Below are 23,490 nucleotides of genomic sequence, written 5' to 3'. Positions count from 1 at the left end.
GATGGACACTGTTCACATGGCCGAGAGCGATAAGCTGGCCGACGACCCGCTATGGTACAAGGATGCGATCATCTATCAGCTGCACATCAAGTCCTTTTACGATGCCAATGGCGATGGCATCGGCGACTTCGAAGGCCTCTACCAGAAGCTTGATTATATAGCTGCACTTGGCGTGAATGCCATTTGGCTCCTGCCGTTCTTTCCCTCGCCGCGGCGCGATGACGGCTATGACATCGCCGACTATCGCAACGTCAGCCCGGACTACGGGACGCTCGAGGATTTCCGGAAGTTCGTGGCGGCGGCGCATGAACACAATATCCGCGTCATTATCGAGCTTGTCATCAATCACACGTCGGACCAGCATCCCTGGTTCCAGCGCGCGCGGCAATCGCCTGCCGGAAGCCCCGAACGAGACTTCTACGTCTGGTCGGACACCGACCTGAAATTTCCCGAGACCCGCATCATTTTTCTCGATACGGAAAAATCGAACTGGACATTCGATCCCGTGGCGGGCGCCTATTACTGGCATCGCTTCTATTCGCATCAGCCAGATCTCAATTTCGATAATCCGCTGGTCATGAAGGAAATTATCGATGTCATGCGCTTCTGGCTTGAGACCGGGATCGATGGCTTCCGGCTCGATGCAATCCCCTATCTTGTCGAGCGCGAAGGCACCAACAACGAAAACCTGCCGGAAACCCATCTGATCCTTAAACAGATCCGTGCGGCGCTTGATGCGACACATTCCGGCGTGCTGCTCCTTGCCGAGGCAAACCAGTGGCCAGAGGACACGCGAGAATATTTCGGCGACGGCGACGAATGCCACATGGCGTTCCATTTCCCCCTGATGCCGCGCATGTACATGGCGATTGCCAAGGAGGACCGCTTCCCGATCACCGACATCATACGTCAAACGCCTGATATCCCCGAAATCTGCCAATGGGCGATCTTCCTCAGAAATCACGACGAGTTGACACTCGAAATGGTCACTGACGCTGAACGCGATTATCTGTGGGAGACCTATGCCTCCGATAAGCGCGCCCGCATCAACCTTGGCATCCGCCGCCGGCTGGCGCCATTGATGGAACGCGACCGCCGCCGGATCGAGCTCATGAATGCGTTGTTGCTGTCCATGCCCGGAACACCGATCGTCTATTACGGCGACGAGATCGGCATGGGAGACAATATTTATCTCGGCGACCGGGATGGGGTGCGCACCCCGATGCAATGGTCCCCCGATCGCAATGGCGGCTTTTCGCGCGCAGATCCGGCACGCCTCGTATTGCCGCCGGTCGCCGATCCGCTCTACGGTTATGAGGCGTTGAACGTCGAAGCACAGGTGTCGGACGCACATTCGCTGTTGAATTGGACACGGCGCATGCTGGCGCTGCGCGGTCGCCACAGCGCCTTCGGCCGGGGTTCATTGCGCTTTCTGACACCGGCGAACCGGCGGATTCTCGCCTATTTGCGCGAATATGGCGACGAGGTCATTCTTTGCGTCGCAAACCTGTCGCGCGTTCCCCAGGCGGTCGAGCTCGATCTGCAGCAGTTCGAAGGGCGGGTTCCTGTGGAGTTGACCGGCATGTCGCCGTTCCCGCCGATCGGGCAGCTCACCTATCTGCTCACGCTGCCTCCCTATGGTTTCTTCTGGTTCCAGCTCAATGTCGAGGCCGACGGACCAACCTGGCGCACGGCTCCGCCGGAGCAACTTGTCGATCTGCTGACGATCGTTATCAGGCGCAGCCTGACGGAGCTTGCCGAACTACCGCATCATATTGCGGTGCTGAGTAGGGATATTCTGCCGGCCTACCTTTCGAAGCGCCGCTGGTTCGGCGCCAAGGACCAGGCCCTGCAGGAAGCGAGACTCGTTTCCGCGACACCGATACCCTTTGCTGACGGTATCGTGCTCGGCGAGATCGAGGTTGTGCTGTCGGATCATGTGGAGAGCTATCAATTGCCGCTTGCAGCCGAGTGGGATGATACGACGCCCAACGTGCTCGCCCAGCAGCTTTCCCTTGCCCGCATTCGGCAGGGCAGGCGGGTTGGATTTCTGACCGATGGATTTGCCGTCGAGATGATGGCACGCGGCATCCTTCAAGGCTTGTGCGATCGCTCGACGGTCAGCGGGCGCACCGGCATGATCGAATTCATCGGCACCGATCGGCTCGATTGCCTAGCCTTGACCGAGGATATGCCGATCCGCTGGCTTTCGGCCGAACAATCCAACAGCTCCTTGCTCGTCGGAGACTTGGCGATGATCAAGCTGATCCGCCATGTCTTCGTCGGCGTCCATCCGGAAGTCGAGATGACGCGTTATTTGACGGAACATGGTTATGAGCATACCGCCCCTCTCTTGGGCGAGGTCGCCCGAACCGACGGCGAAGGTCGCCGTTCGACGCTGATCATCGTGCAAGGAGCGATCCGCAATCAGGGCGATGCTTGGAATTGGATGCTGTCGAACCTGCGCCGCGCTGCTGACGAGATCGTTATCACCGAATCTCCAGTCGAGGCGGCCGACGAACAGCTGCGTCCGCTTCTGCATTTTATTTCCATGGTCGGCGAACGCCTCGGAGAACTGCACGTCTTGCTGGCGCAGCCGACCGACAACGAAGCCTTCGCGCCGCGTCGGGCGGACGCACGCGATGTCGCCGCCATTCGCGAAACCGTAACAGGCGAAATTACCTATGCTTTTTCCAAGCTGACCGACCTTGAAGACAGTGTCGAGCCTGAGATCGCGGAGCGCATATCCTTGCTGCTTGCCGAACGCGACAGGATCATCGCGCTTGCCAGCGCGGTGGCGGGCAAAGCGAAAGGAACCTTGTTGACGCGCGCGCATGGCGATTTCCACCTCGGCCAGATCCTAGTGACGGAAGGCGATGCCGTTATCATCGATTTCGAGGGTGAGCCGGCGCGCAATCTTGCCGAACGCCGCGCCAAGACGAGCCCGTTGCGCGACGCTGCCGGTCTGCTGCGGTCGCTCGACTATCTCTCAGCTACCGCCATGCTCGAAAACGATGCCATTTCTGATCATCACGATGCCCGCCGCCGCGAGGTGATCCGGCGCTTCGCGGAAAATGCGGAACGCATTTTTCTAACCTCCTATATCGAGGCGCTGGCGGTTTCGCCCGATTTGCCCAAGGAGTCTGCGGAAGTTCGGCGGATCATCGATATTTTTCTTCTGGAGAAGGCCGCCTATGAGATCGCCTACGAGGCACGAAACCGGCCGAAGTGGCTTCCGATCCCGCTAAACGGACTTGCCGCCATCATAGCTCGCCTTTCGGAGAGCCGCTCATGAGCGATGTTGCCGACATTCTCAGCGGAATGGATGCGGGTTCCATGCAGGCCTTGGTGGAGGGGCAGCATGGAGATCCCTTTTCCATCCTCGGCATGCACCAAGGTGTGGACGGCCGCTACAGCGTTAGAGCCTATCTGCCGGGGGCTTTGCGCGTCGAAATCCTCGATCGAGACAGTGGTCGCGTTCTGGCGTCGGCCGATCTTATCCATCCCGCCGGCCTGTTCGGCGTCACACTTGCCGAACGCAACGCCTATTATCTGAAGATTCAATGGCCCGATGCAATCCAGGTGACGGCCGACCCCTACAGCTTTGCGCCGTTGCTTGGCGATCTGGATCTCCATCTGATCTCGCAAGGCACGCATTACAACCTGAGCAAGGCTCTCGGCGCCAACCCGATGACGATTGACGATATCGCGGGCGTGCGTTTCGCGGTCTGGGCGCCAAATGCACGCCGCGTATCGGTGGTCGGCGACTTCAACGCCTGGGACGGCCGCCGCCATCCGATGAGACTGCGGCCGCAGGCGGGTGTCTGGGAGATATTCATTCCGCATATCACGGTCGGCGAACGTTACAAGTTCGAGATTGTCGACCGGGTCGGCAACCTGCTTCCGCAGAAGGCCGATCCGGTCGCCCGGGCAGCGGAGCCGGCGCCATCGACGGCGTCCGTGGTGGCGTCGTCCGAACCCTTCCGCTGGAACGATCATACCTGGATGGACAATTGCCGAAACGCCGATCATTTCGCTAAGGCGCTCTCGATTTACGAGGTTCATGCCAGCTCCTGGCTGCGCGACATGGAAGATGGCGGCCGCGCGCTGGATTGGATCGAACTCTCGCAGCGGCTCATTCCCTATGTCAGCGAAATGGGTTTCACCCATATCGAACTGCTGCCGATCATGGAGCATCCTTTTGGGGGATCGTGGGGCTATCAGCCACTCGGTCTGTTTGCGCCGACCGGGCGCCACGGCACGCCCGAAGACTTCGCCTATTTCGTCGATCGCTGCCACCAGGAAGGGCTCGGTGTCATCCTGGATTGGGTGCCGGCGCATTTCCCGACGGATGTGTGGGGATTGGCGCGTTTTGACGGAACCGCGCTTTATGAGCATGAGGATCCGCGGGAGGGTTTCCATCGCGACTGGAATACGCTGATCTATAATCTCGGCCGCAACGAGGTCAAAGGCTTCCTGATTGCAAGCGCGCTCGAATGGCTTGACCGCTATCATGTGGACGGACTGCGCGTCGATGCCGTCGCCTCCATGCTCTATCGCGACTATAGCCGCCCGGAAGGAGAGTGGATCCCGAACCGCTACGGCGGGCGCGAAAATCTGGAGGCCATCGAATTCTTCAAGCATCTGAACAGCATCGTTCACGAACGCTTTCCGCATGCGCTGATGATCGCTGAGGAATCGACCGCTTTTCCGAACATCACGAAACCCACCGCGGAAGGCGGGCTCGGCTTCGACATGAAGTGGAACATGGGATGGATGCATGACACGCTCCATTACATGTGCGACGATCCGGTCTATCGAAAGTATCATCATGGCTCGATGATCTTCGGCATGATCTATGCCTATAGCGAGCGCTTCATCCTGCCGTTTTCGCATGACGAAGTCGTGCATGGAAAGGGTTCGATGCTCGCCAAGATGCCCGGCGACCCCTGGCAGAAGATGGCCAATCTCCGCGCTCTTTTCGGCTTCATGTGGGGACATCCGGGTAAGAAGCTTCTCTTTATGGCCGATGAGATCGGTCAGTGGTCGGAATGGAGCCACGACAGTTCCGTGGAATGGGATCTCCTGGATGAACCGTCCCACGCTGGCCTGCAGCGGCTAGTGCGCGATCTGAACCGGATCTACAGGCATTTTCCCTGCCTGCAGCATGGCGATATGGTGCCCGACGGCTTTGAATGGGCGGTCGCGGATGATGCCGAACAGTCGATTTTCGGAATGCTGCGCTTCGATGCGGGGCGACGGTCGGCCATTCTAGTCATCTCGAATTTCACTCCGATTTTCCGAGGTGGATATAGGATAGGCGTCCCTTTTTCCGGCCTCTGGCGGCGGATACTCGATACCGATGATTTCGTTTATGGCGGAGCAGGCATGGGCTCTGGCGATCGTCTTACCGACGATCTTCCCGCGCATGGGCGCCGCCAGTCTCTTCTCCTCGATTTTGCCCCTCTTTCAACGGCGATGTTTCTCTTTGAGGATGGAGAAGCGATGACGGGAGGTGAGTGACCCTGAAGGCCTGCCGTCTTGGGAAGTAGACGATACTATCGTGGCTGCGCATTCGACAGAACCGTCCGGTAGCGAACATCGTCTTTCTTCCAATTTGATCTATCTTTTATTGCATGAGGAGGTTGTGATGAAGATTATGATTGTCGAGGATGAGCCCTTGGTGGCACTCGAATTGGAACGTATCGCTACCGAAGCCGGTCATGAAATCGTTGGCTCCTTCATGACGGCAGAGCAGGCCTTGGCCTATGCATCAAAGGCACAGGTGGCTTTCGTGGATCTCGGCTTAGCCGATGGCCATAGCGGAGCTGGGCTCGCTCGCCGATTGACGGATCGATTCAGGATAAAAGTGATCTTTGTGACCGGCAGCCCAGAGCGGGTTGGATACGGCCTCGAAGGAGCAGTCGGAGTAATCGACAAGCCATTTACCGACAAAATGATCGTCGATGCCTTGGAAAAGGCGCAGCGCCTACAAGGTTAAGCCGGCGAGGCTCGAAGTCTTTCGAAGAGCGGCGCAAGCTCGTCATTCAGCTTCACAATGTGGCTTATGACAGGCTCCAAACAATGCTCCACGATCCGATCGCGTTGTTTGCCATGCCGTCCGACGAAAAAAATACCTGCCCCTCAATGGGGCTTTTCAAAACAACAGACGTGTTCGACAGATTGGCTGTCAGATGAAGGTTTGAGGACCCCATTTGCCAGCGCACTCGGAGGGGCGAGGCGTCTGGATCGTAGGTTGCCACACAACTACGTGCGTCGCCAAGGAGCGGCACGATCACCTGATGTCTGAGCTTTAGCAACTGCTCGTAATAGTCACCAATTGCCGGGTTCTCATTCATTTTGTCCCAGCGCAATTTGGCGCTGCGGAAGGTGGCTTCGGCCGTCGGGTCGCACGCGTCCTCCGCTTCGAAGCCGGGCAGGCGCTTCAGTTCCTCCTTGCGGCCAAGTCTTACCTTGGCGTTGAGTTCTTCGTCGAAGTCGCAAAAGAAGGGAAAGGGATCGGCAGCGCCCCATTCCTCACCCATGAACAGCATGGGGATCTGCGGCGAGAGAAGATAGATCGCTGCAACGGCCTTTATCGCCTCGATCGGGTGGGAGGAAATCATGCGATCGCCGCGCGCCCGATTGCCGATCTGGTCATGGTTCTGGATGAATGAGATAAAGGCCGATGGCGGCAAGCCAGCGCTCGGCGATCCCCTTGGCCGGCCTCGATACTCCATGTGCTCTCCTTGAAACGCGAAGCCTTCGGCAAGCGCGCGGCTCAAAGGTGGTCCCCAATCGGCATAATCTTGATAGTAGCCGAAGGTCTCGCCCGTGGCCGCCACATGAAGAGCGTGGTGGATGTCATCATTCCACTGCGCCGTAAAATGGCGCGGCTTGCCATCTTCGGCGCGAGCGAGGAGAGCCGAGTCGTTATCCTCGTTCTCGACGATCAGATGGATTTGGCGTTTGGGAAATGCGCTTCTGACGCGATCGGCAAGTTCGAGAAGGATATGCGGATCGCTATCGTCCTTCATCGCGTGTACGGCATCGAGCCGCAAACCATCAATCCGAAACTCGCTCAGCCAATAGATTGCATTTTCGATGACGAAATCCCGGACGAAACGGCTGTCGTCGCCATCGTAATTCAGCCCCTTGCCCCAGACGCTTTCGTGCCGGTCGCCAAAGATCGGCGCGTAGCGTGGCAGATAGTTCCCATCCGGCCCGAAATGATTATAGACCACATCGAGAAAGACGCAGATGCCCCGCTCATGTGCGGCATCGACGAGCATTTTGAGATGTTCGGGGCGACCATAGCTGCTATCCGGTGCATAGGGTAAAACACCATCGTAACCCCACCCATATCGGCCGCGAAAATCCGAAAGCGGCATGAGTTGAATGGCCGTTATTCCAAGGCGCTGCAAATGGTCGAGCTTTTCGATAGCCGCTAGAAACGTACCAGCTTCGGTGAAGGCGCCGACATGCAGTTCGTAGATGACGATTTCCTCCCAGCGGCGTCCCTTCCATGCCTGCGTTTGCCATTCAAACATTGGATCGATTAGCTCGCTCGGGCCGTGGACGTCTTCGGGTTGAAAGCGCGAGGCAGGATCCGGAACGGCAAACCCGTCGCCCAGCACGAATTTATAGCGATCGCCGATCTGCGCATCCTTGACTTCAACGACATGCCATCCGTCCTGCCTCCGCCGCATGCTCCATTCCCCACGCTGTTCGATGCGGACGAGCACGCGCTCCGTCAACGGCGCCCACAGGCGGAACAGGACGGCATTCTCGTTGAGTTGTGGCCCAAATGCGAAGCTGTGCTGCATGACATCCCGTCCGTCGATGGCGCTGAAATTTTCCTGCATTCCAACGCATCTTGCTGGGAACGGTTCCCGAGGTGGGAACAGATCTCTTCCAGTCCCGTTCGTTAAGGCGGCCCGACGCAGCGAGGAAGCTATGACTGTCTTAACCTCTACCTATCGCCTGCAGTTTCGCGGAGATCTCACCTTCGACAGGGCAACGGAACTGGTTCCCTATCTGAAGGATCTCGGCATCAGCCATGTCTATGCCTCGCCGATCTTTGCAGCCACGAAGGGATCGACACATGGCTATGATGTCACGGATGCGAACGAGATCGACCCGGTGCTTGGCGGCCGCGCCGGGTTCGATGCCTTCTGCACGGCCTTGCAGCAGGCGAAGCTGGGCCTGATCCTCGATATCGTGCCCAACCATATGGCCGCTTCCGTGGAAAACGCCTGGTGGCGTGACGTGCTGCAGCGTGGATCGAGCAGCGCCTATGCCGGCCATTTCGATATTGACTGGCGCCGCAAGCTCACCTTGCCGCTGCTCGGGCGGCCGTTCGAGGAAAGCCTGGCCGCCGCGGAGTTCCATCTTCGCTACGAGCCTGCGGGTGGGGGCATCTATTTGGTCTATTTCGACGATCTGCTTCCGCTCTCGATCGAAAGTGCCGAGCGGCTGACGGCGGACATAGGAACGGATGCGGAGCGGTTGCGCGCATTTTCGAACGATGCGGCCGCGATGAGAAAACTGCTTGCGGAACAGCACTGGCAATTGCTCTATTGGAAAGACGCCGCCGAAAACCTCAGCTACAGGCGCTTCTTCGAGGTGGCAGGCCTGGTCGGGATGCGGGTGGAGGACGCACGGGTCTTCAACGACATGCATCGGCTGATCATCGAATTGGTTCGCGCCGGACAGGTCCAAGGATTACGCGTCGACCATATCGACGGGTTGGCCGACCCGAAGAACTATCTCGAGCGTTTGCGGCAGGCTGTTGGTCCAGACACTTTCATCGTAGTCGAGAAAATCCTTGCCCGCGGCGAGACGCTGCCTGTGGATTGGCCGGTGTCGGGGACGACCGGCTACGAATTCATCGCCGTCATGGCTGATCTCTTCGTGAACGAGGAGGGCTTGCTCAAGCTGGATGAAGCCTACAAGTCCGTCAGTGAGGAGGAGGCCGACTTCGCCGCAGGTTTGCGCAGAGCGAAGCTGTTGATGGTCGAGCGCAATTTTGCCGGCGAGATGAGGCGTTTGACGAGCCTGGCATGTTCGATTTTTCCCGATCTCGACGCGCAGGAAATAGCGTCGGCGCTTCGCGAACTGCTGGTCGCCTTTCCGGTTTACCGTACCTACAGTTATCGGGAAGCTGCATCGTCCGATGACGTCGCGGTCATCGAGAATGCCTGCGAGACGGCCCGAAGCCGATTGCCGACCATCGATGCCCTTGATGGGCTCAGGCGTCTTTTAAAAGGGGATGTTGCTGCAGCTGAAGCTCTGGAATTTCGAGCCAGATTTCAGCAGCTCAGTGGCCCGATAATGGCAAAGGCGGTCGAGGACACGCTGTTTTATCGGTACAACCGTCTGATCGCATTGAACGAGGTCGGAGGCGAGCCGCATGTGCCGCCGGGCTCGGTATCGGCCTTTCATCAATTCATGACTGATCGATTTCAGCGACAACGCCGCGGCCTTTCCTCGACATCGACGCATGATACCAAGCGAGGAGAGGACGCCCGCGCCCGCCTCTACAGTCTGACGCAGGATCCCGGTGCCTGGATTGCCGGTGTCGAGCGGTGGCGCAACATGAATTCTTCTTTTCGCTCGAGCCTTGCCGATGGGCCTGCGCCTGAGCCCAATATCGAATGGATGCTTTACCAGGCGCTTGCCGGCATTTGGCCGCAGGACGTCGAAGGAGCTGATCGGAACGAACTGAAGGAGCGGTTTTGCGCCTATGCCTTGAAAGCGATCCGAGAAGCCAAGCTCCGGACGGATTGGATGGATGAAAATCCGGCGTATGAGCATACAGTCCAAGCCTATGCTGCCGCCTTGTTTTCGGAGGATAATCAGGAGTTCATTCGTGATTTCGACCGGACGCTGCGCCCTTTCGTGGAGTTTGGTTTCCGCAACAGCCTGTCCCAGTTGCTAATCAAACTCACGGCTCCCGGCGTTCCCGATATCTATCAGGGTACGGAAGGTCTCGATTTCAGCCTGGTCGATCCGGACAATCGAAGGCCGGTCGACCATCTATGGACTGACATGGGAGGAGCCGATCCCCTTGCATCCGATTCGGCTTCCTTGAAACGGCAAATCATCCGCAAGGTGCTGCGCTACCGCAATCAGCACCCCTCTCTTTTCCTTGAAGGAAAATACGTGCCCTTGGAAACCAGAGGGACACGTGCGTCGAATCTCGTGGCCTTCGCACGCGTTCACGAGCGCGAAATAACGGTTACGATCGTGCCGCGCTTGGTTGGCATGCCTTCATCGGATTTCTGGAAGGACACCGCTGTGATGATGCCGCGAGAGTTCAAGGGGCCGCTGTATGATCTCTTCACGGATCGGCCGGTCTCAGCCGACAATCTTCTCGCAGCGCAGCTGTTTGCCGATCATCCCCTATCCCTGCTCGTGGGAAATAGGTGAGGAACCTGGCGCGGATCCACGTGTACTCCAACCCGAAGGCCGGAACAAAGCGCTTCACAGGGTGTTTCTGCTGCGCAGCAACATCACGAGGATTCCATGACGGAAGGCGGCAAGAGGCATGCGATCGAGCCTGGAGATTACACGCGCCTGGGAGCGAATTATGACGGAGAAGGTGTCAATTTCTCACTTTTCAGCGCCTATGCGGAAAAGGTGGAACTCTGCCTTTTCGACGAAAGTGGAACGCGGCAGATCGACCGGATCGCTCTGCCGGAATATACCCATGAAATCTGGCATGGCTATGTTCCTGGATTGAAGCCGGGTGCCTTGTATGGCTACCGCGTCCACGGCCCGTTCGATCCGTTGAAAGGCCATCGCTTCAATGCGAACAAATTGCTCGTCGACCCCTATGCCCGCGAGCTTGTGGGCAACATCGAATGGTCGCAAGCCCAGTTCGCCTATGGTCTGGATGACGAGCAGAAGGATCTTTCCTTCGACGAGACAGACAGCGCCGGACAGATGCCGAAATGCCGTGTCGTCGACCTCAAGAACCAAGCGCCCGATAAAAGGCCGACTGTCGCATGGCCTGAGACCATTTTCTATGAGGCGCACGTCAAGGGAATGACGATGCTGCATCCGGCAATTCCGGAGTTGTTGCGTGGCACCTTTGACGGTCTGGGGCATCCGGCGATCGTCGACTACATCAAGAGCCTCGGCATCACCTCGATCGAGCTCCTTCCCATTCATTTCTTTCCCGATGACAGTCATTTGCTCGACAAGGGCTTGAGCAACTATTGGGGCTACAACAGCCTTGCCTTCTTCGCGCCGGCAACTCGTTATTATGGGCCAAAGGGCATTGAAGGCGTTCGCGACATGGTGCGTGCCTTTCACGATGCCGGTATCGAGGTCATCCTCGATGTCGTCTACAATCACACCGCGGAGGGCAACGAACTCGGTCCGACCCTTTCATTCAAAGGCATCGACAATTTCTCCTATTACCGGACCCTGCCGGATCAGCCCCGCTACTACATCAACGACACCGGCACCGGTAACACGATCAACACGTCGCATCCGCGCGTGCTGCAACTGGTGACGGACTCGCTGCGCTATTGGGTCGAAGAAATGCATGTCGATGGCTTTCGTTTCGATCTCGGCACCATTCTTGGCCGCGAGCCCCAGGGTTTCGACCAACGCAGCGGCTTCTTCGATGCGGTCGGCCAGGATCCGGTGCTTGCCAAAGTCAAGCTTGTCGGCGAGCCGTGGGACATTGGTCCCGGCGGTTATCAGGTAGGAGGATTTCCGCCGGGTTGGGCGGAGTGGAATGATAAATATCGCGATACGGTACGGGATTACTGGAAGGGCACTCCCGGCATGACAAGGGATTTTGCCGCCCGCATTTTAGGGTCAGGCGATGTTTATGATCTTCGCGGCCGCCGCCCATGGGCGAGCGTCAATTTCATCGCCGCCCATGATGGCTTCACGCTCAATGATCTCGTCTCCTATAACGAGAAGCATAATGAGGCGAATGGCGAAGATAACAATGACGGCCACAACGACAACCGTAGCTACAATTATGGCGCTGAAGGTCCGACGGACGATGAAGCCATCAATACCGTTCGGGAGCGCCAAAAGCGCAATTTTCTCACGACCCTCTTTCTTTCGCATGGTACCCCGATGCTGCTGGCGGGTGATGAATCCGGCCGAAGCCAGATGGGCAACAACAATGGCTACTGTCAGGACAACGAACTTAGCTGGCTGCATTGGGACGATCGATATGGCAGCGCCGAAGCGCTTTATACTTTCGTCAAACGCCTTATCGCCTTGCGTCAGGCACATTCCATTCTCAGACGGGAAAATTGGCGCGATGGTCTGATTGTCACCTGGCTCAATCCGGGTGGTGGTGAGCGGACGGATGAGCAATGGGACGATGAAGCGAATACGGCGATCGGTTTGCGCCTATTGCGTGAGCAGCCATTCGAAGAGGGCTGGGATGATGTTCTGATCCTGTTCAACCCTCGTGATGGAGATGTCGACTTTACCTTGCCGGATGACAAACGCTGGGCGCCGGAACTGTCCACATCCGATCCTGATGAGCCGAATCGAGGCATGGTCGACAAGAAGCTCTTTAAACTTGAAGCCCACAGCCTCTCGCTTTTGCGGCCAGCCTGAAACAAGCGTGGGAGAAATGACAATGCTCATCGCAGGTCTTTAAAGTGTGGAAGCTCGGATAACGGAAATCTCGATCCGATTCTCGAGTCAACCGAACCGACCGTAGCAGATGCAATCAACCGCATTTATGAATCGCTTCAGGCGGACAATGCCTACATCGACTTGCATATCGCGACTCTCAAGACAGCCCTGGCGGGGGCGGATTTAAAGGAAGCTGTGTTCGATCCGGCCCGAGTCGCGCATAACAATCGCTCGGGTAGAAAGCTTATGCCGGCTTACTTTCGGCAGCGCGGCGTAGCGGTGAAATTCGCTACCTCATGACCCTGCGCAGGCGGCAGGCGTTTTCATTCCCTTACCGGGTGGCATTCTCCTGCGCGACAAGGACCGGATTATCGGGCAGTCGGCGTCACCGGTGATACAGCCGACACACCGACCGGATCATCGAGGCAGCGGTACGTGTCGGTTTTGAGCCGGATACTGGGGTTTAAGGCCGAATGTTGATTGGGATGGCGTCTCGCTTGGGAGCCGAGTAATCTAGACTTTGCTTTGCAACAAGCTCGCTGTCATTCGATAACTCCCATGCGCGGCAACTACGCGATCTCCAGCAGGCGAAAAGAAAGAAGCGCAATTCCGTTTTACAGCGATATCGCAAGTGAGAATCATTCCTTGTTCCATAATACAAATTATCTGATTTTTGGTTGTAGCCGGGTACATTCTATTTTCAAGTGCGACATGCCAATGATTTCAATGGCTTCACTTTAAAGATTTTGGCATGTCGCTTTGCTATCAGCAGCTCACCCTCGCCGGTCGGCGCCGTCTTTATCATCTCGGAGAGTGGAAGGTACCGATTGGCGAGATCGCCCGCTAACTCGGACGTCATCGTTCAACGATCTGCCGTGAGCTCAAGCGTAACATGTTCTACGATCGTGAATTCCCCGCGTACAGCGGCTACTTCGATACGATCGCCGATGACATCGCCAAGGAACGGCGTCGAAGACTGCGTAAGCTCAGGCGGCATCCAAGATTGCGCGAGTTGGTCATTGATCGCCTGAAGGCCTATTGGTCACCGGAGCAGATTGCCGGTCGCCTTGCGTGACGCGGGATGAGATGTTCGAACAGCGGGATGAGATGCTGATTGGGGCAGGCACCGATATAGATGACGTTTTCGTTCGCCTCGAACCCTTCGTACGGACACATGTACCACAGCAGGCCGTCATGCTTCTCGACAAGCGGAATGACTTCCTTGCGGGCGGCGGATGTGATCGTGCCGACGATGTGCCGGCAACCGCCGTCACGCATCAAGCTGCGCGCACCCTCGAGATAGGCGGCCAGATCCGCATGCGGATCGAAGAAGACGAGCTCCGCCTTCCGGCCACCATTGCGGCGATAATCGTGAAGGGCAAATTCGGAGCCTTGCAATAATCTGCTCGATACCGCGCAAAATCACGGGCGGAAACTATCATGGATTATACTTCCATATCGAGAAATTATATATGTACTTCAATCTATTAACAGGCCTTGCATTGCGGCATGATACTGGCACTCCAAGGTAAAAAGAGCGGATTTGGGGGCGGTGTCGCTAGATCGGCAATTGTGCCACTCCCCATCCTCGATCATAATCCGTGGTTGTGGTTGAGCAGATGGTTGAGGTGAGTAACGAAGAGGCTCCATGACGAGGTTCGATATTAACCGCGGTCGCAATGCATCGCTTGCCTGATAGCCTCGCGCCGCTCACCGTGCCGAAACTGCGGCGACTGCTCCTCGCCCAGATCCCCTCCGATCTAGCCGATTGGTTGGACTTTGTGGCGCTAAGTGCGCTGGTAGCATTCCAATGGCAGCTTGGACCTGTAGCGATCGCGAGTTTAACGTTGGCGCTGACGTTACCCTATGTCGTTCTCGCTCCCGCCGTTGGTGTCTTGGTGGATCGCGCCGATCAAAGAACGCTCCTGGTAGCGAGTAACGTCATACGTGCCATTTCAACGGCGGCATTTGTTCTCGCACCAAATCTTGTTGTGCTCCTCGGATGCGTTGTCATCAAATCCAGTGCCGACGCTTTGTTCACGCCGGCAAAGCAGGCGGCAATTCCACTTCTTACGACCCCTGATCGATTATTGGCGGCAAATAGCCTCAGCCACGTCATTAATCAGCTCACCAAGATTGTCGGCCCGGCCTTGGGTGGAATTCTAACGATATTTCTCGACCTACAGCAGATTTTCTTGGTGAACGCGGGCCTGTCGCTGATCGCGGCATTGGTTCTCTTTGGCTTGCCTGGCGGATTGCGCGCAGATCGCAGTGAAGCCGCCAAGAGAAAATTTGGCGAGGAATTTGCCGACGGCCTGAGACACATTCGCCGCAAGCCAGTCCTGGCTACCGCCATTGTGGCTATGGTTCTCGGCTATTTTCTAATCTTCCTGTACGACGGGCTGATCGCACTCCTGGTCAAGGAGATCGGACTTTCGAGCGCCTTGCTCGGAGCCTCCGTTGCGTCCGCAGGAGCCGGCGGAGTAATTGGCGCTTTGCTTCTAGGGCAGTTCTTCGGGCGGCGCGATCCTTTTCAGCTGATGATCGGTTCAGGCCTTGTCGGCGGACTGTTAATTGCCTTGATGGGCCACGTCGGACGCGGCGATATGGAGATGTCTGCCATAAGTTTTTGCGCACTCCTATTTGCTACGGGTTTGGCCAGCGCCGGCTTTTTTGTCCCCTACCGCGTGGTGCTGCAGAAGGAGACGCCGCTTGAGCTTTTGGGGCGCGTTGCCGCGGTAGGCGAGGGACTTAGCGCGGCAGCGATGACGACAGCCCCTCCGCTTGGAGCCGCACTGGCCGAGTTTGCTGGAATATCTGCACCATATTTGATCAGCGGCTATGCTACGGCCTTTCTGGCATGTTCGTTGCTCATTGTAAGACGGTGGATGGGAACGAGAGACGAAGGTGTAGACGCCAGGTAGAGGGGGCTACTAGTCCCCAAATTCTGCCTCGCGTACTACTGCAAGGCGCTTGGACCTAACTATTGTCCTCTGGGCACCAATCGTCGCTTTCTAGAAAGTGTCCCTTCCCACCAGCATTTCCACTTTATCACTTGCCCGCTGGAAGTCCGCTTGGTGCACTCTTTTTCATGCGCGAGGATTGGTAATGGAAGCTTGTGATTAGACTCCTGTTAACCATCTTGCGTTTAAAGATTGTTAATCGAGAGGCAAACCCGCCCTCCCAGTTTTTGCGAATTATCGTTCATGTCGATCATCCACGCACTCGGCGCAAATAGCGGTCGCCTCATCAGAATCACCTTTGGTCCTGGGGGTCGCGAGCGCCCGCCGGTGCGGGCAACGGGCCAGGCGAAACTCGCCAAAGCGCGCATCATGATGCTCGCGGGCGGGCTCCTCGTCTGTTATGTGGCGATCTTCGCCAGGCTCACCTATTTCGACATGGAACCGAGGACCGACACCTCGGCAATTCCCCCTGATCATGTCAGCGCCGCGCGCCCGGATATCGTCGACAGAAACGGCGAATTGCTTGCAACGGACATCCGCACCGTTTCGATGTTTGCCGAGCCCAACCGTGTGATCGATCCGGACGAGGCAGTGGAAAAAATCGCCTCGATCTTTCCCGATATCGACCGCAAATCCCTTTATAAGAAGCTCGCCGATCGCCGATCGCATTTTGCCTGGCTGCGCCGGCAGCTGACGCCGAAGGAACAGAGCGAAATCCTGGCGCTCGGCATTCCGGCGATCGGATTTCGGCCTGAGGTCAAACGCTTCTATCCGGGTGGACGCACGGCAGCCCATATTCTCGGTTATGTCGATATCGACAATCACGGCGTTGCCGGCATGGAGAAATATCTCGACATGCAGGGCCTGTCGGATCTCGCATCGACGGGCCTGACGAGCCGCGACCAACTGGAGCCCGTGCGGCTTTCGATCGACCTGCGCGTTCAGAACATCGTCCATGACGTGGTGTCGGATGCGATCGGCCGCTACCAGAGTCAGGCGGCCGGCGCCGTTATTCTCGACATCCACACCGGCGAAGTCCTGGCCATGGCCTCGGCACCCGACTTCGATCCGAACGACCCGCAGACTGATGTCAAAGGCTGGCTGAACCGCATGTCGAACGGCACCGACGAGATGGGCTCGGTTTTCAAGACCTTCTCGATCGCGATGGCCATCGATACGGGCATGGTCAAGCTGACGGATACCTTCGACGCCAGCTCTCCCCTGCACTACGGCGGCTTCACCATCCATGACGACCGCGACGTGCCGCGGCGTGTCCTGTCGATCCCGGAAATCTTCCGCTATTCGTCCAACATCGGCACGGCCAAAATGATGGACAAGGTGGGCATGGCCATCCAGAAGAGCTATCTGACCCGCTTCGGACTGCTGTCGAAAATGCAGACGGAACTGCCAGAGGTGAAAGCGCCGAGCCAGCCAAAGGTTTGGAAAAAGCTCAACTCTATAACCATTGCCTTTGGCCATGGCGTCGCCACGACACCGATGCAGACCGCCGTCGCGGGTGCCGCCCTCATTGACGGCGGCAAGCTGATCGAGCCGTCCTTTCTTCCGCGCACGCAGGAGGAGGCGGAGAAGACCGAAACGATGGTCGTCAAGAAAAGCACCAGCGACACCATCCGTTACCTCTTCCGGCTGAATGGCGAACAGGGCACAGGCCGAGCGGCCGACGTTCCCGGCTATCATGTCGGCGGCAAGACCGGCACCGCAAACAAGGTCATCCACGGGGTCTATTCGCACAAGCTCAGCTTCAATTCATTCCTGGCGGCATTCCCCATGGATAACCCGAAGTATGTGGTGCTGGCCTTCATCGACCAGCCGTTGACGGGCGTGCACAACCTGAATCTCGCCGCCGAAACGGCGGCACCTATGGTTCACGACATCATTGCACACGCCGCGCCACTGCTCGGTGTCGAGCCGGATTTCGGATCGAACTTGCTGGCCGCATATTAAGGATCACGCTCGCGCTGAAGCGTCGCGACGGGTGCGGCGTCGGACGCCGCTGCAGCGGTAGCCACGCGGGATAAAATGGCGGCCCGCTCGCATGATTCAGCCTGCCGTTTATCGTCCCGCCGAAATCTTTCTAGCAAGACCAATCAGGTTTCTGCTCTATCGCATAGCGCCCCAACGCTCGGGATCCGGATCCCGTACGATAAAAACCCTGACAGCTGTCAGGGTTTGCGGTCCAAGCTTATTTATAGGTAGCATGACATATGCGCTCCTCAGACCGCTCGCCTTGCGCAGGGTAAACCTCTCCACGCCGTCTCCCCATCCGCTTATTGAAAAACCCTGACAGCTGTCAGGATTTTGTTGCGAGCGCGGAAACTGGACAGAGCTTATTCCGAAGTCGAGACAAATGACCTTGAGCTGCCGTCAACGCTGGAGAAACGTCACATCCTATCATTGCCGCTATCTATTTCCTCCGTGTAATCTGCTGGGCGCCCAGTAAGAATTGCAACGGAAGAGGGACCATACTGTATGCCCCTTCATTCAGACCAAGGGGCGGCCCATGCTCACGGATTCCAAACCGCCTTTGCGCCAGGCGCGGGGGAAAACTAGCCGGCGAATAATGGCAGGAAGTGGAGATTTGAAATGAGGCCCGCTTCACAGTTTTTCATCGCTGAAACCGACGGATGGGTCGTTGGTCATCGCACGAACTCTGCCCTCCCCGGCTATCTTATTGTTGCCTCGAAGAGATCTGCAGATGATCTGTCGGACTTATCCGATGACGATTTGCGCGAAATCGGTCCGTTATTGGCGCTATCTCAAGCAGCCCTGAAGGAGGAGCTCCGCGCTCCGCGCGTCTATATCGGGCGCTATGGTCATAGCTTCGGACTCGCTTTTCATTTCCATATCATTCCTATCTATGAGTGGGTCGAGAAACTGTTCTGGCGAGATGCCCGATATCGGCTCCTCGGGCAATTTACGGAAGGGGAGGAGCAAAGCGAAACGGACGGCGCCGAACTAACGCTGTTCGTCTGGCGGGAGTTCTGCGAACGTGCGCTGCCGCCTCCTATCGAAGGACCGACCGTTTCTGAAGCAATCCACCTTCTGCGCAAGACAATACGTCTCCGTTTGCAGGCTATCTGAAAGATGTTGCTGAACGACAATTTGCTTGACCATTCCCTCCCCTGCCTTGCTATACATCACAAAACAAGCGCAATATCTCGCCGTTCATACCCGAATTCGGCACCGGCTAACTGCCGGATTTCTCAGTGAAAATTTCTAATCCTGAAGCTATATTGGCATTAACTTCCATAAGCCATATCGCGTTGACTGAACTTTTTATCGACTGCTACATGGGCACCCACTAGCGCCGATTTTTTCTTCAGCAGAGGGGAAATCAGCCTTTGAGCGAGTAATCCGAGCGCATTTATTCACCGGTTCCATTCCAACATTCGTTTATGACCGTTCCAATGATTCTATCTCGCCGGAATAACGATGAGACAAAATGCACTGCATGTTGTCGATTAAACCGGGATCTATTCTCTGGAGCTTAATTCTACCCCTTTTGAAAATTCGTTGAGCGAGTAGCTGCCGCTAAAGTTCATTACAAAATCGTAAGGGTGCTATTCATTTTCGGTTAAGCCTTAATCGGTCATCAAAGTCATGCGTAAACACGCAGCATCACCCCCAATGCTTATGAGGTTTCACATGAAAAGCCTGCTTCTCTCCACTGCCATCGCCCTGGCTTCGGTTGTTGCCGTCAGCGCTCCCTCCCAGGCAGCTCCATTTCATCGCCATCACCACAATTGCTTTGTGAAGACCGTAAAGCATAGGGTTCATGGCCACTGGGTGGTTCGCAAGGAGCGCATCTGCCGTTAATCCAATGTGGAGCTTTGGCCGTCGGCAAGGTTCGATGGCCAAAGCTGAATGGCTTGCCGCAGCCATATCGCGTAAGAAAATGTATATCTCGCGGCCTCTGTGCTGTGTTGACCCGAAGGCTTATTCCGATCGCGTACCGTTGGTGTCTCGGAGCCGGCGCATCTCAGCAAGCCGATCCGATATGTCATGAAACTTCTAACGCGATATCGCCGTACCCCGCGTTTATGCGAAGCAATGCCATAAGTACCGGGCCAAGTGAAAATTCGCCGCGTTTTGCCTTGCCTGCAAGATCGCGTAGATAAGCACCGGCTGAGTTGATATGCCCTGATCGCTCGAGAATGCAGGCCATTGTCACGGCGGCATTTTCCGGCCCCATCGTCTCGCAAGCTTGCTGATAGGCCGAGGGCGTGACACCGAGCATCGATCGTACCACGATGGCTGCAGACATGAGATCTCGCCAATTGCTGATCACGCCTGCAGGGCCATAGGAGCTAATTTCGGGGCATGCCTTCAGCACGAGAGCTAACGGGAAGATGCGCATCGGCTCTTTTTGTCGCTCGTCCGTTTTCCGAGATGTTGCTTCCAACTTTGTTCGAAAGCCTGGTTCAAGTTCATTAAGGGATTCGGGATTCGAATTCTTTATGTGGCGCTCACTATGGGCATCATTGGTGCTATAATTTTCAATTTTCTGCTGTTTTTCCAGTAGGTTGATGATTTCGCCACGCAGTAGCTCCATATCACTGAGAGTAGAGGTTACCTCAGACATGGTTGGGGAGCGGGGAATGCGCGCGAGGAGGGCACTATAGGTTTCTTCGATCCGGGGCCAGTCGCCCTCGACGCCTTCCGTAATAGCCGCCGCAATCAGTTTACGGACGTCGCGCCGGCAAATTGTCAGGCTCTCCTTGGCCCGCCGAAAAGCGATCCGATCTGCCACGACCTGTTGAGCCATGATTGCAAGTTCTTCGGCGCGCAATAACAGCGGTGAGATATCGAAGCCGAAGGCGTTTTCGATCTCGCCTGTTCGGCCTTTTCTCGCATAGCGCTTGCCATTGGCGCTATCCTTGCGGACGATCAGGCCAGCCTCGACGAGAAATGCCAGATGCCTGCGAAGCGTGGCGCCTGCAATGCCATGGGCTCGTAAGGTCAATTGCGTATTGGAGGGAAAGACGATGAGCTTGGCGTCCTGACGAAGCTCATTGTCGGGATAAAAGCTCAGCAAGGCATCGAGTACCGCCAAGCTGCGATCCTGCAGACCGAGCTTTTCTCGTGCTTCGGATATGTCTCGAAACACTTTCCATTTATCGGCCGTCTTGTTTGGTTCGATCGCGGACGTGGCGACCTGCCGTCTCATTAAGGCAAGCGTCATCGGCCGCCGCCCAAAGGGCGTCGTCACACTTCCGTTCTGCATTTTCTTCACCTTCAAGAGGCAAAAGAAATACGATCACCAAAAACGGTGCCAAAGACTCTTGACTGTGATTCGGGGAAATGCGATTCTTCAGTTGCTACATTGAAGAGAAGGCTTCCACGACGGCAACGTTTGGGGGCCTTTTTTCTTTTGCTAGTTTCCTTTCCAATCAGAAAACCCTGACAGCTGTCAGGGGTTGCGTTTGTCTCTGAAACGAGTGAAGCGCTCGACAAGATCGGGCAGCTCTTCCTCGATAAATCTTACGAATTCCGTACCCAGTTTGCCCTCGGCAGAGATTCGAACCTCCCGAGGGGAGGTCATGAACACACCCAACCTAGTTCCGGATATATCGGAAATCGCAATTTGCGTGTTGCGCGGCTCGGACGGAGGCTTGATCGCCTTCAGCGCCACCTGAAAGCGCTGGTCCGAGGTTTCGTTGTCCTTATTTGCATCCAAGAGAGCGGTGCGCACCACATCAAGAGCATTCGGCGCTGCGGATATGGCCTTCGCCAGATCCAGCCAACGCGGTCGGCCAATCTTCGGAGCCCTGCCGATCGCTTCAATGATATCTGCCGGAATTGCGCGATAGACGCTCCGCATTCGCGCAAGTTCCGCATCCTCGATCGAGAGAGCCGCATAGATGTGGCGCGCCTTGATGCCCGCATCATCCATGCGTGAGGCAAACAAGGCGCGTTCGATCCATGTCAGGTCCTGCCGGCTGGCATTCTCGATGCCCTGCGCTAGAACGAGATCGAGATCGGAAATCTCGACTTCTATGGCACGGACGGTGCGGCCGAGCTCGAGAGCAGCCCGCCATCTGCGATGGCCGTAAACGACCTGATACCGATCGCCTGAAGAAGGATGCCGTCGAACCTGGATCGGAACCTTTTGGCCTTCCTCCTCAATGGAACGCTTGAATCTCTCGAAATCCTGAGGATCATCGTCAGGCAGGCGATCGGGGTAGGGAGAGGCATCGATCACCTGAGGATCGAGGTCCTGTATCCAGCCTTCGCCGGATTCGACAATGGCGCGCAGCCGGTCACGTTCGGCGCGTATGTCGCCGATCGCCCGATGCGCGGCCCCGATCACACCGGCACCGACACGGCCGGTTTGCGCGGGCGCAGGGGCCGGCGGCGATGAATCCGTTTTGTTTTCGCTGCTTTCCAACTCCGCTGAGAGCAGGCCGAAGCTGGCGACGATGGATTTTCTCGGGCTTTTGCTCATCCACGTCCCCAACTTGCATTGATGAGTTGCACGATCGCTTCGTTGACGGCGTCGACGGCCTCACGCGCGCGCTTATGCGTATCTCGGCCGATCTGCCCCATTTCCAACTCGTAGAGGGAGCGCTTTGCAAGTCCGGCGGCCTCGACTGCGGTGCTCTCTATCGCCGTTGGCAACAGGACATCGGTGCCGAAGAGATGGCGCAGCATCGCAACGACCTGGGACTGTGGCGCATCGTTCGGATCGTGACGCGTTACCAGATAGCGAATGAAATCATGATCGAGCTGCGCACCGCTTTCGTTGAGCACGCTGATCAGGTCGCCCATCATAAGCAGGAACTGGCTCATCGATGCCACGTCCAGCATGGCCGGATGTACCGTGATGATCATGCTTGTTGCGGCATAGATAGCGCTGAGGGTCAGAAATCCGAGCGACGGCGGCGTGTCGAGGATGACGATGTCGTAATCGCTTTCGACCTCGGCCAGCGCCAGCTTGAGGCGCTCGAAAAAGATCACGCCGGAGCCGGATTTTTGAGCCAGGACGCGAGGGGTCTCGTGCTCATACTCCATGACCTCCAGGTTGCCTGGAATAAGGTCAATGCCATCGAAATAGGTTTTGCGAATGATCTCGCGGATGGGCCGCCTTTCGGCCGCCTCATATCGAAGTGCCGCATAGATGGTTTCGTTGGCGCCGACATCGATTTCCGGCTGCGCGCCAAACATGGCCGAAAGCGATGCCTGCGGATCGAGATCGAGGGCAAGCACGCGATAGCCATGCAGCGCGAGATAATGCGCGAGATGAACGCAGGTCGTCGTCTTGGCGCTGCCACCCTTGAAGTTGGCAATCGCCATCACCTGCAGATGTTCGCCCGGTCGGCGCCGAGGCAGGAAGCGAAGCGCTTCCGTAGGCTTCTGCTTGGCAAACAGCTCCCGCAATTCGTTGATCTGGGCAAGCGTATAGACCCGGTGATTGTTCTCCAACCGGCTGGGAACAGGACCGCGGCCTTCACTCGACATCAGCTTCAATGTCGAATCTGGGATAGACGTGAGCTTTGACACTTCATTGGTCAGGAACTGGCGTAGCATCTTCTCGGATTTCGGCGGATACATACGCGTTCTGAGCTGCTGGAGCTGACCAGACAGTACGGTTGCATGCCGCGCGATTTTGCTGGCTGCATTTTCCTTTGAAGGAGCTATTGTCTCCGTGCGGTTCGCTATCGCCATTTATCCCTCTTGGCGGCCTGTCGCCGGTTTGCCGACATTTGCCCGCCAGAAGATAGAACACGATTCTGTCAGGCCGTCCAGAGATTAACGGATAATGAACGGTCAGCGTGTGACAGTCAGGACTTTGGCCGGGCCGTTTAACGCGCTGCTTTTCCTGCACTTTCTGCGACCACGCGCTAAAAATAGCTGCGGGTGAAGGCTTGCACTTTTGATTGCATAATGT

Annotated in this window: 14 protein-coding genes and 2 pseudogenes; 11 read left to right on the top strand and 5 right to left on the bottom strand. The window is 56.8% G+C overall.

Annotation, left to right across the window (positions count from 1 at the left end):
- Position 1 precedes the first annotated feature (1 nt).
- From treS to AC13QE_RS22315, 3 genes are all read left to right on the top strand, one after another.
- Positions 2-3,295, top strand: a complete 3,294-nt coding sequence (gene treS / locus AC13QE_RS22325) for a maltose alpha-D-glucosyltransferase (RefSeq protein WP_488485286.1) — start codon at positions 2-4, stop codon at positions 3,293-3,295.
- Positions 3,292-5,523: a 1,4-alpha-glucan branching protein GlgB gene (gene glgB, locus AC13QE_RS22320; RefSeq protein ID WP_488485285.1), complete on the top strand. Its 2,232-nt coding sequence runs from the start codon at positions 3,292-3,294 to the stop codon at positions 5,521-5,523. The genes treS and glgB overlap by 4 nt, the downstream gene beginning before the upstream one ends.
- 127 nt (positions 5,524-5,650) lie before the next feature.
- Positions 5,651-6,001, top strand: coding sequence for a response regulator (locus AC13QE_RS22315; protein WP_488485389.1), 351 nt, complete (start codon positions 5,651-5,653; stop codon positions 5,999-6,001).
- A gap of 64 nt (positions 6,002-6,065) precedes the next feature.
- Here the strand turns inward: AC13QE_RS22315 and treZ are convergent, their stop codons facing one another.
- A complete protein-coding gene (gene treZ / locus AC13QE_RS22310) occupies positions 6,066-7,865 on the bottom strand; it encodes a malto-oligosyltrehalose trehalohydrolase (RefSeq protein ID WP_488485284.1) in 1,800 nt (599 codons plus the stop codon).
- 91 nt (positions 7,866-7,956) lie between these two features.
- Between treZ and treY the strand changes: the two genes are divergently transcribed.
- The 4 genes and pseudogenes from treY to AC13QE_RS22290 all read left to right on the top strand — a co-directional run.
- Positions 7,957-10,431 carry a malto-oligosyltrehalose synthase gene (gene treY / locus AC13QE_RS22305; RefSeq protein WP_488485283.1) on the top strand — a complete coding sequence of 825 codons (2,475 nt, stop codon included), beginning with the start codon at positions 7,957-7,959 and terminating at the stop codon, positions 10,429-10,431.
- A 96-nt stretch (positions 10,432-10,527) separates the two neighbouring features.
- On the top strand, positions 10,528-12,597 hold the full coding sequence (glgX, locus tag AC13QE_RS22300) for a glycogen debranching protein GlgX (RefSeq protein ID WP_488485282.1): 2,070 nt from the start codon (positions 10,528-10,530) through the stop codon (positions 12,595-12,597).
- A 78-nt stretch (positions 12,598-12,675) separates the two neighbouring features.
- Positions 12,676-12,918: a hypothetical protein gene (locus tag AC13QE_RS22295; RefSeq protein WP_488485388.1), complete on the top strand. Its 243-nt coding sequence runs from the start codon at positions 12,676-12,678 to the stop codon at positions 12,916-12,918.
- 451 nt (positions 12,919-13,369) lie between these two features.
- Positions 13,370-13,687 (top strand): annotated as a pseudogene (locus AC13QE_RS22290) (helix-turn-helix domain-containing protein); the annotation flags it as partial.
- Here AC13QE_RS22290 and AC13QE_RS22285 read toward each other — a convergent pair.
- Positions 13,678-14,010: pseudogene (locus tag AC13QE_RS22285) on the bottom strand (transporter substrate-binding protein); the annotation flags it as partial. The pseudogenes AC13QE_RS22290 and AC13QE_RS22285 overlap by 10 nt on opposite strands.
- Positions 14,011-14,306: 296 nt before the next feature.
- Here AC13QE_RS22285 and AC13QE_RS22280 point away from each other — a divergent pair.
- From AC13QE_RS22280 to AC13QE_RS22265, 4 genes are all read left to right on the top strand, one after another.
- Entirely contained in the window at positions 14,307-15,542 is a 1,236-nt protein-coding gene (locus AC13QE_RS22280) for an MFS transporter (RefSeq protein ID WP_488485281.1), read from the top strand.
- A gap of 282 nt (positions 15,543-15,824) precedes the next feature.
- Positions 15,825-17,546: a peptidoglycan D,D-transpeptidase FtsI family protein gene (locus AC13QE_RS22275; RefSeq protein ID WP_488485280.1), complete on the top strand. Its 1,722-nt coding sequence runs from the start codon at positions 15,825-15,827 to the stop codon at positions 17,544-17,546.
- 639 nt (positions 17,547-18,185) lie between these two features.
- On the top strand, positions 18,186-18,683 hold the full coding sequence (locus tag AC13QE_RS22270; RefSeq protein WP_488485279.1) for an HIT family protein: 498 nt from the start codon (positions 18,186-18,188) through the stop codon (positions 18,681-18,683).
- A 564-nt stretch (positions 18,684-19,247) separates the two neighbouring features.
- On the top strand, positions 19,248-19,418 hold the full coding sequence (locus AC13QE_RS22265; RefSeq protein WP_165915294.1) for a hypothetical protein: 171 nt from the start codon (positions 19,248-19,250) through the stop codon (positions 19,416-19,418).
- 184 nt (positions 19,419-19,602) lie between these two features.
- Here the strand turns inward: AC13QE_RS22265 and repC are convergent, their stop codons facing one another.
- From repC to repA, 3 genes are all read right to left on the bottom strand, one after another.
- A complete protein-coding gene (repC, locus tag AC13QE_RS22260; RefSeq protein ID WP_488485278.1) occupies positions 19,603-20,826 on the bottom strand; it encodes a plasmid replication protein RepC in 1,224 nt (407 codons plus the stop codon).
- Between the two features lie 186 nt (positions 20,827-21,012).
- The gene (gene repB, locus AC13QE_RS22255; protein ID WP_488485277.1) at positions 21,013-22,047 is read right to left on the bottom strand and encodes a plasmid partitioning protein RepB; all 1,035 of its coding nucleotides are present in this window, start codon (positions 22,045-22,047) and stop codon (positions 21,013-21,015) included.
- On the bottom strand, positions 22,044-23,267 hold the full coding sequence (gene repA, locus AC13QE_RS22250; RefSeq protein ID WP_112611006.1) for a plasmid partitioning protein RepA: 1,224 nt from the start codon (positions 23,265-23,267) through the stop codon (positions 22,044-22,046). The genes repB and repA overlap by 4 nt, the downstream gene beginning before the upstream one ends.
- Positions 23,268-23,490: the final 223 nt, after the last annotated feature.

This window comes from Martinezella sp. CNPSo 3957 (assembly GCF_057784395.1).
The sequence above is the reverse complement of the archived record's forward strand: the minus strand, read 5'-3'. Positions and strand labels throughout refer to the sequence as shown.

Excerpts from the sequence above, each read along its gene's own strand:
- glgB (WP_488485285.1), top strand. The coding sequence starts at position 3,292 with ATGAGCGATGTTGCCGACATTCTCAGCGGAATGGATGCGGGTTCCATG.
- repA (WP_112611006.1), bottom strand. The coding sequence starts at position 23,267 with ATGGCGATAGCGAACCGCACGGAGACAATAGCTCCTTCAAAGGAAAAT.
- AC13QE_RS22315 (WP_488485389.1), top strand. The coding sequence starts at position 5,651 with ATGAAGATTATGATTGTCGAGGATGAGCCCTTGGTGGCACTCGAATTG.
- treY (WP_488485283.1), top strand. The coding sequence starts at position 7,957 with ATGACTGTCTTAACCTCTACCTATCGCCTGCAGTTTCGCGGAGATCTC.
- glgX (WP_488485282.1), top strand. The coding sequence starts at position 10,528 with ATGACGGAAGGCGGCAAGAGGCATGCGATCGAGCCTGGAGATTACACG.
- repC (WP_488485278.1), bottom strand. The coding sequence starts at position 20,826 with ATGCAGAACGGAAGTGTGACGACGCCCTTTGGGCGGCGGCCGATGACG.
- AC13QE_RS22265 (WP_165915294.1), top strand. The coding sequence starts at position 19,248 with ATGAAAAGCCTGCTTCTCTCCACTGCCATCGCCCTGGCTTCGGTTGTT.
- AC13QE_RS22270 (WP_488485279.1), top strand. The coding sequence starts at position 18,186 with ATGAGGCCCGCTTCACAGTTTTTCATCGCTGAAACCGACGGATGGGTC.
- AC13QE_RS22275 (WP_488485280.1), top strand. The coding sequence starts at position 15,825 with ATGTCGATCATCCACGCACTCGGCGCAAATAGCGGTCGCCTCATCAGA.
- treZ (WP_488485284.1), bottom strand. The coding sequence starts at position 7,865 with ATGCAGGAAAATTTCAGCGCCATCGACGGACGGGATGTCATGCAGCAC.
- treS (WP_488485286.1), top strand. The coding sequence starts at position 2 with ATGGACACTGTTCACATGGCCGAGAGCGATAAGCTGGCCGACGACCCG.
- repB (WP_488485277.1), bottom strand. The coding sequence starts at position 22,047 with ATGAGCAAAAGCCCGAGAAAATCCATCGTCGCCAGCTTCGGCCTGCTC.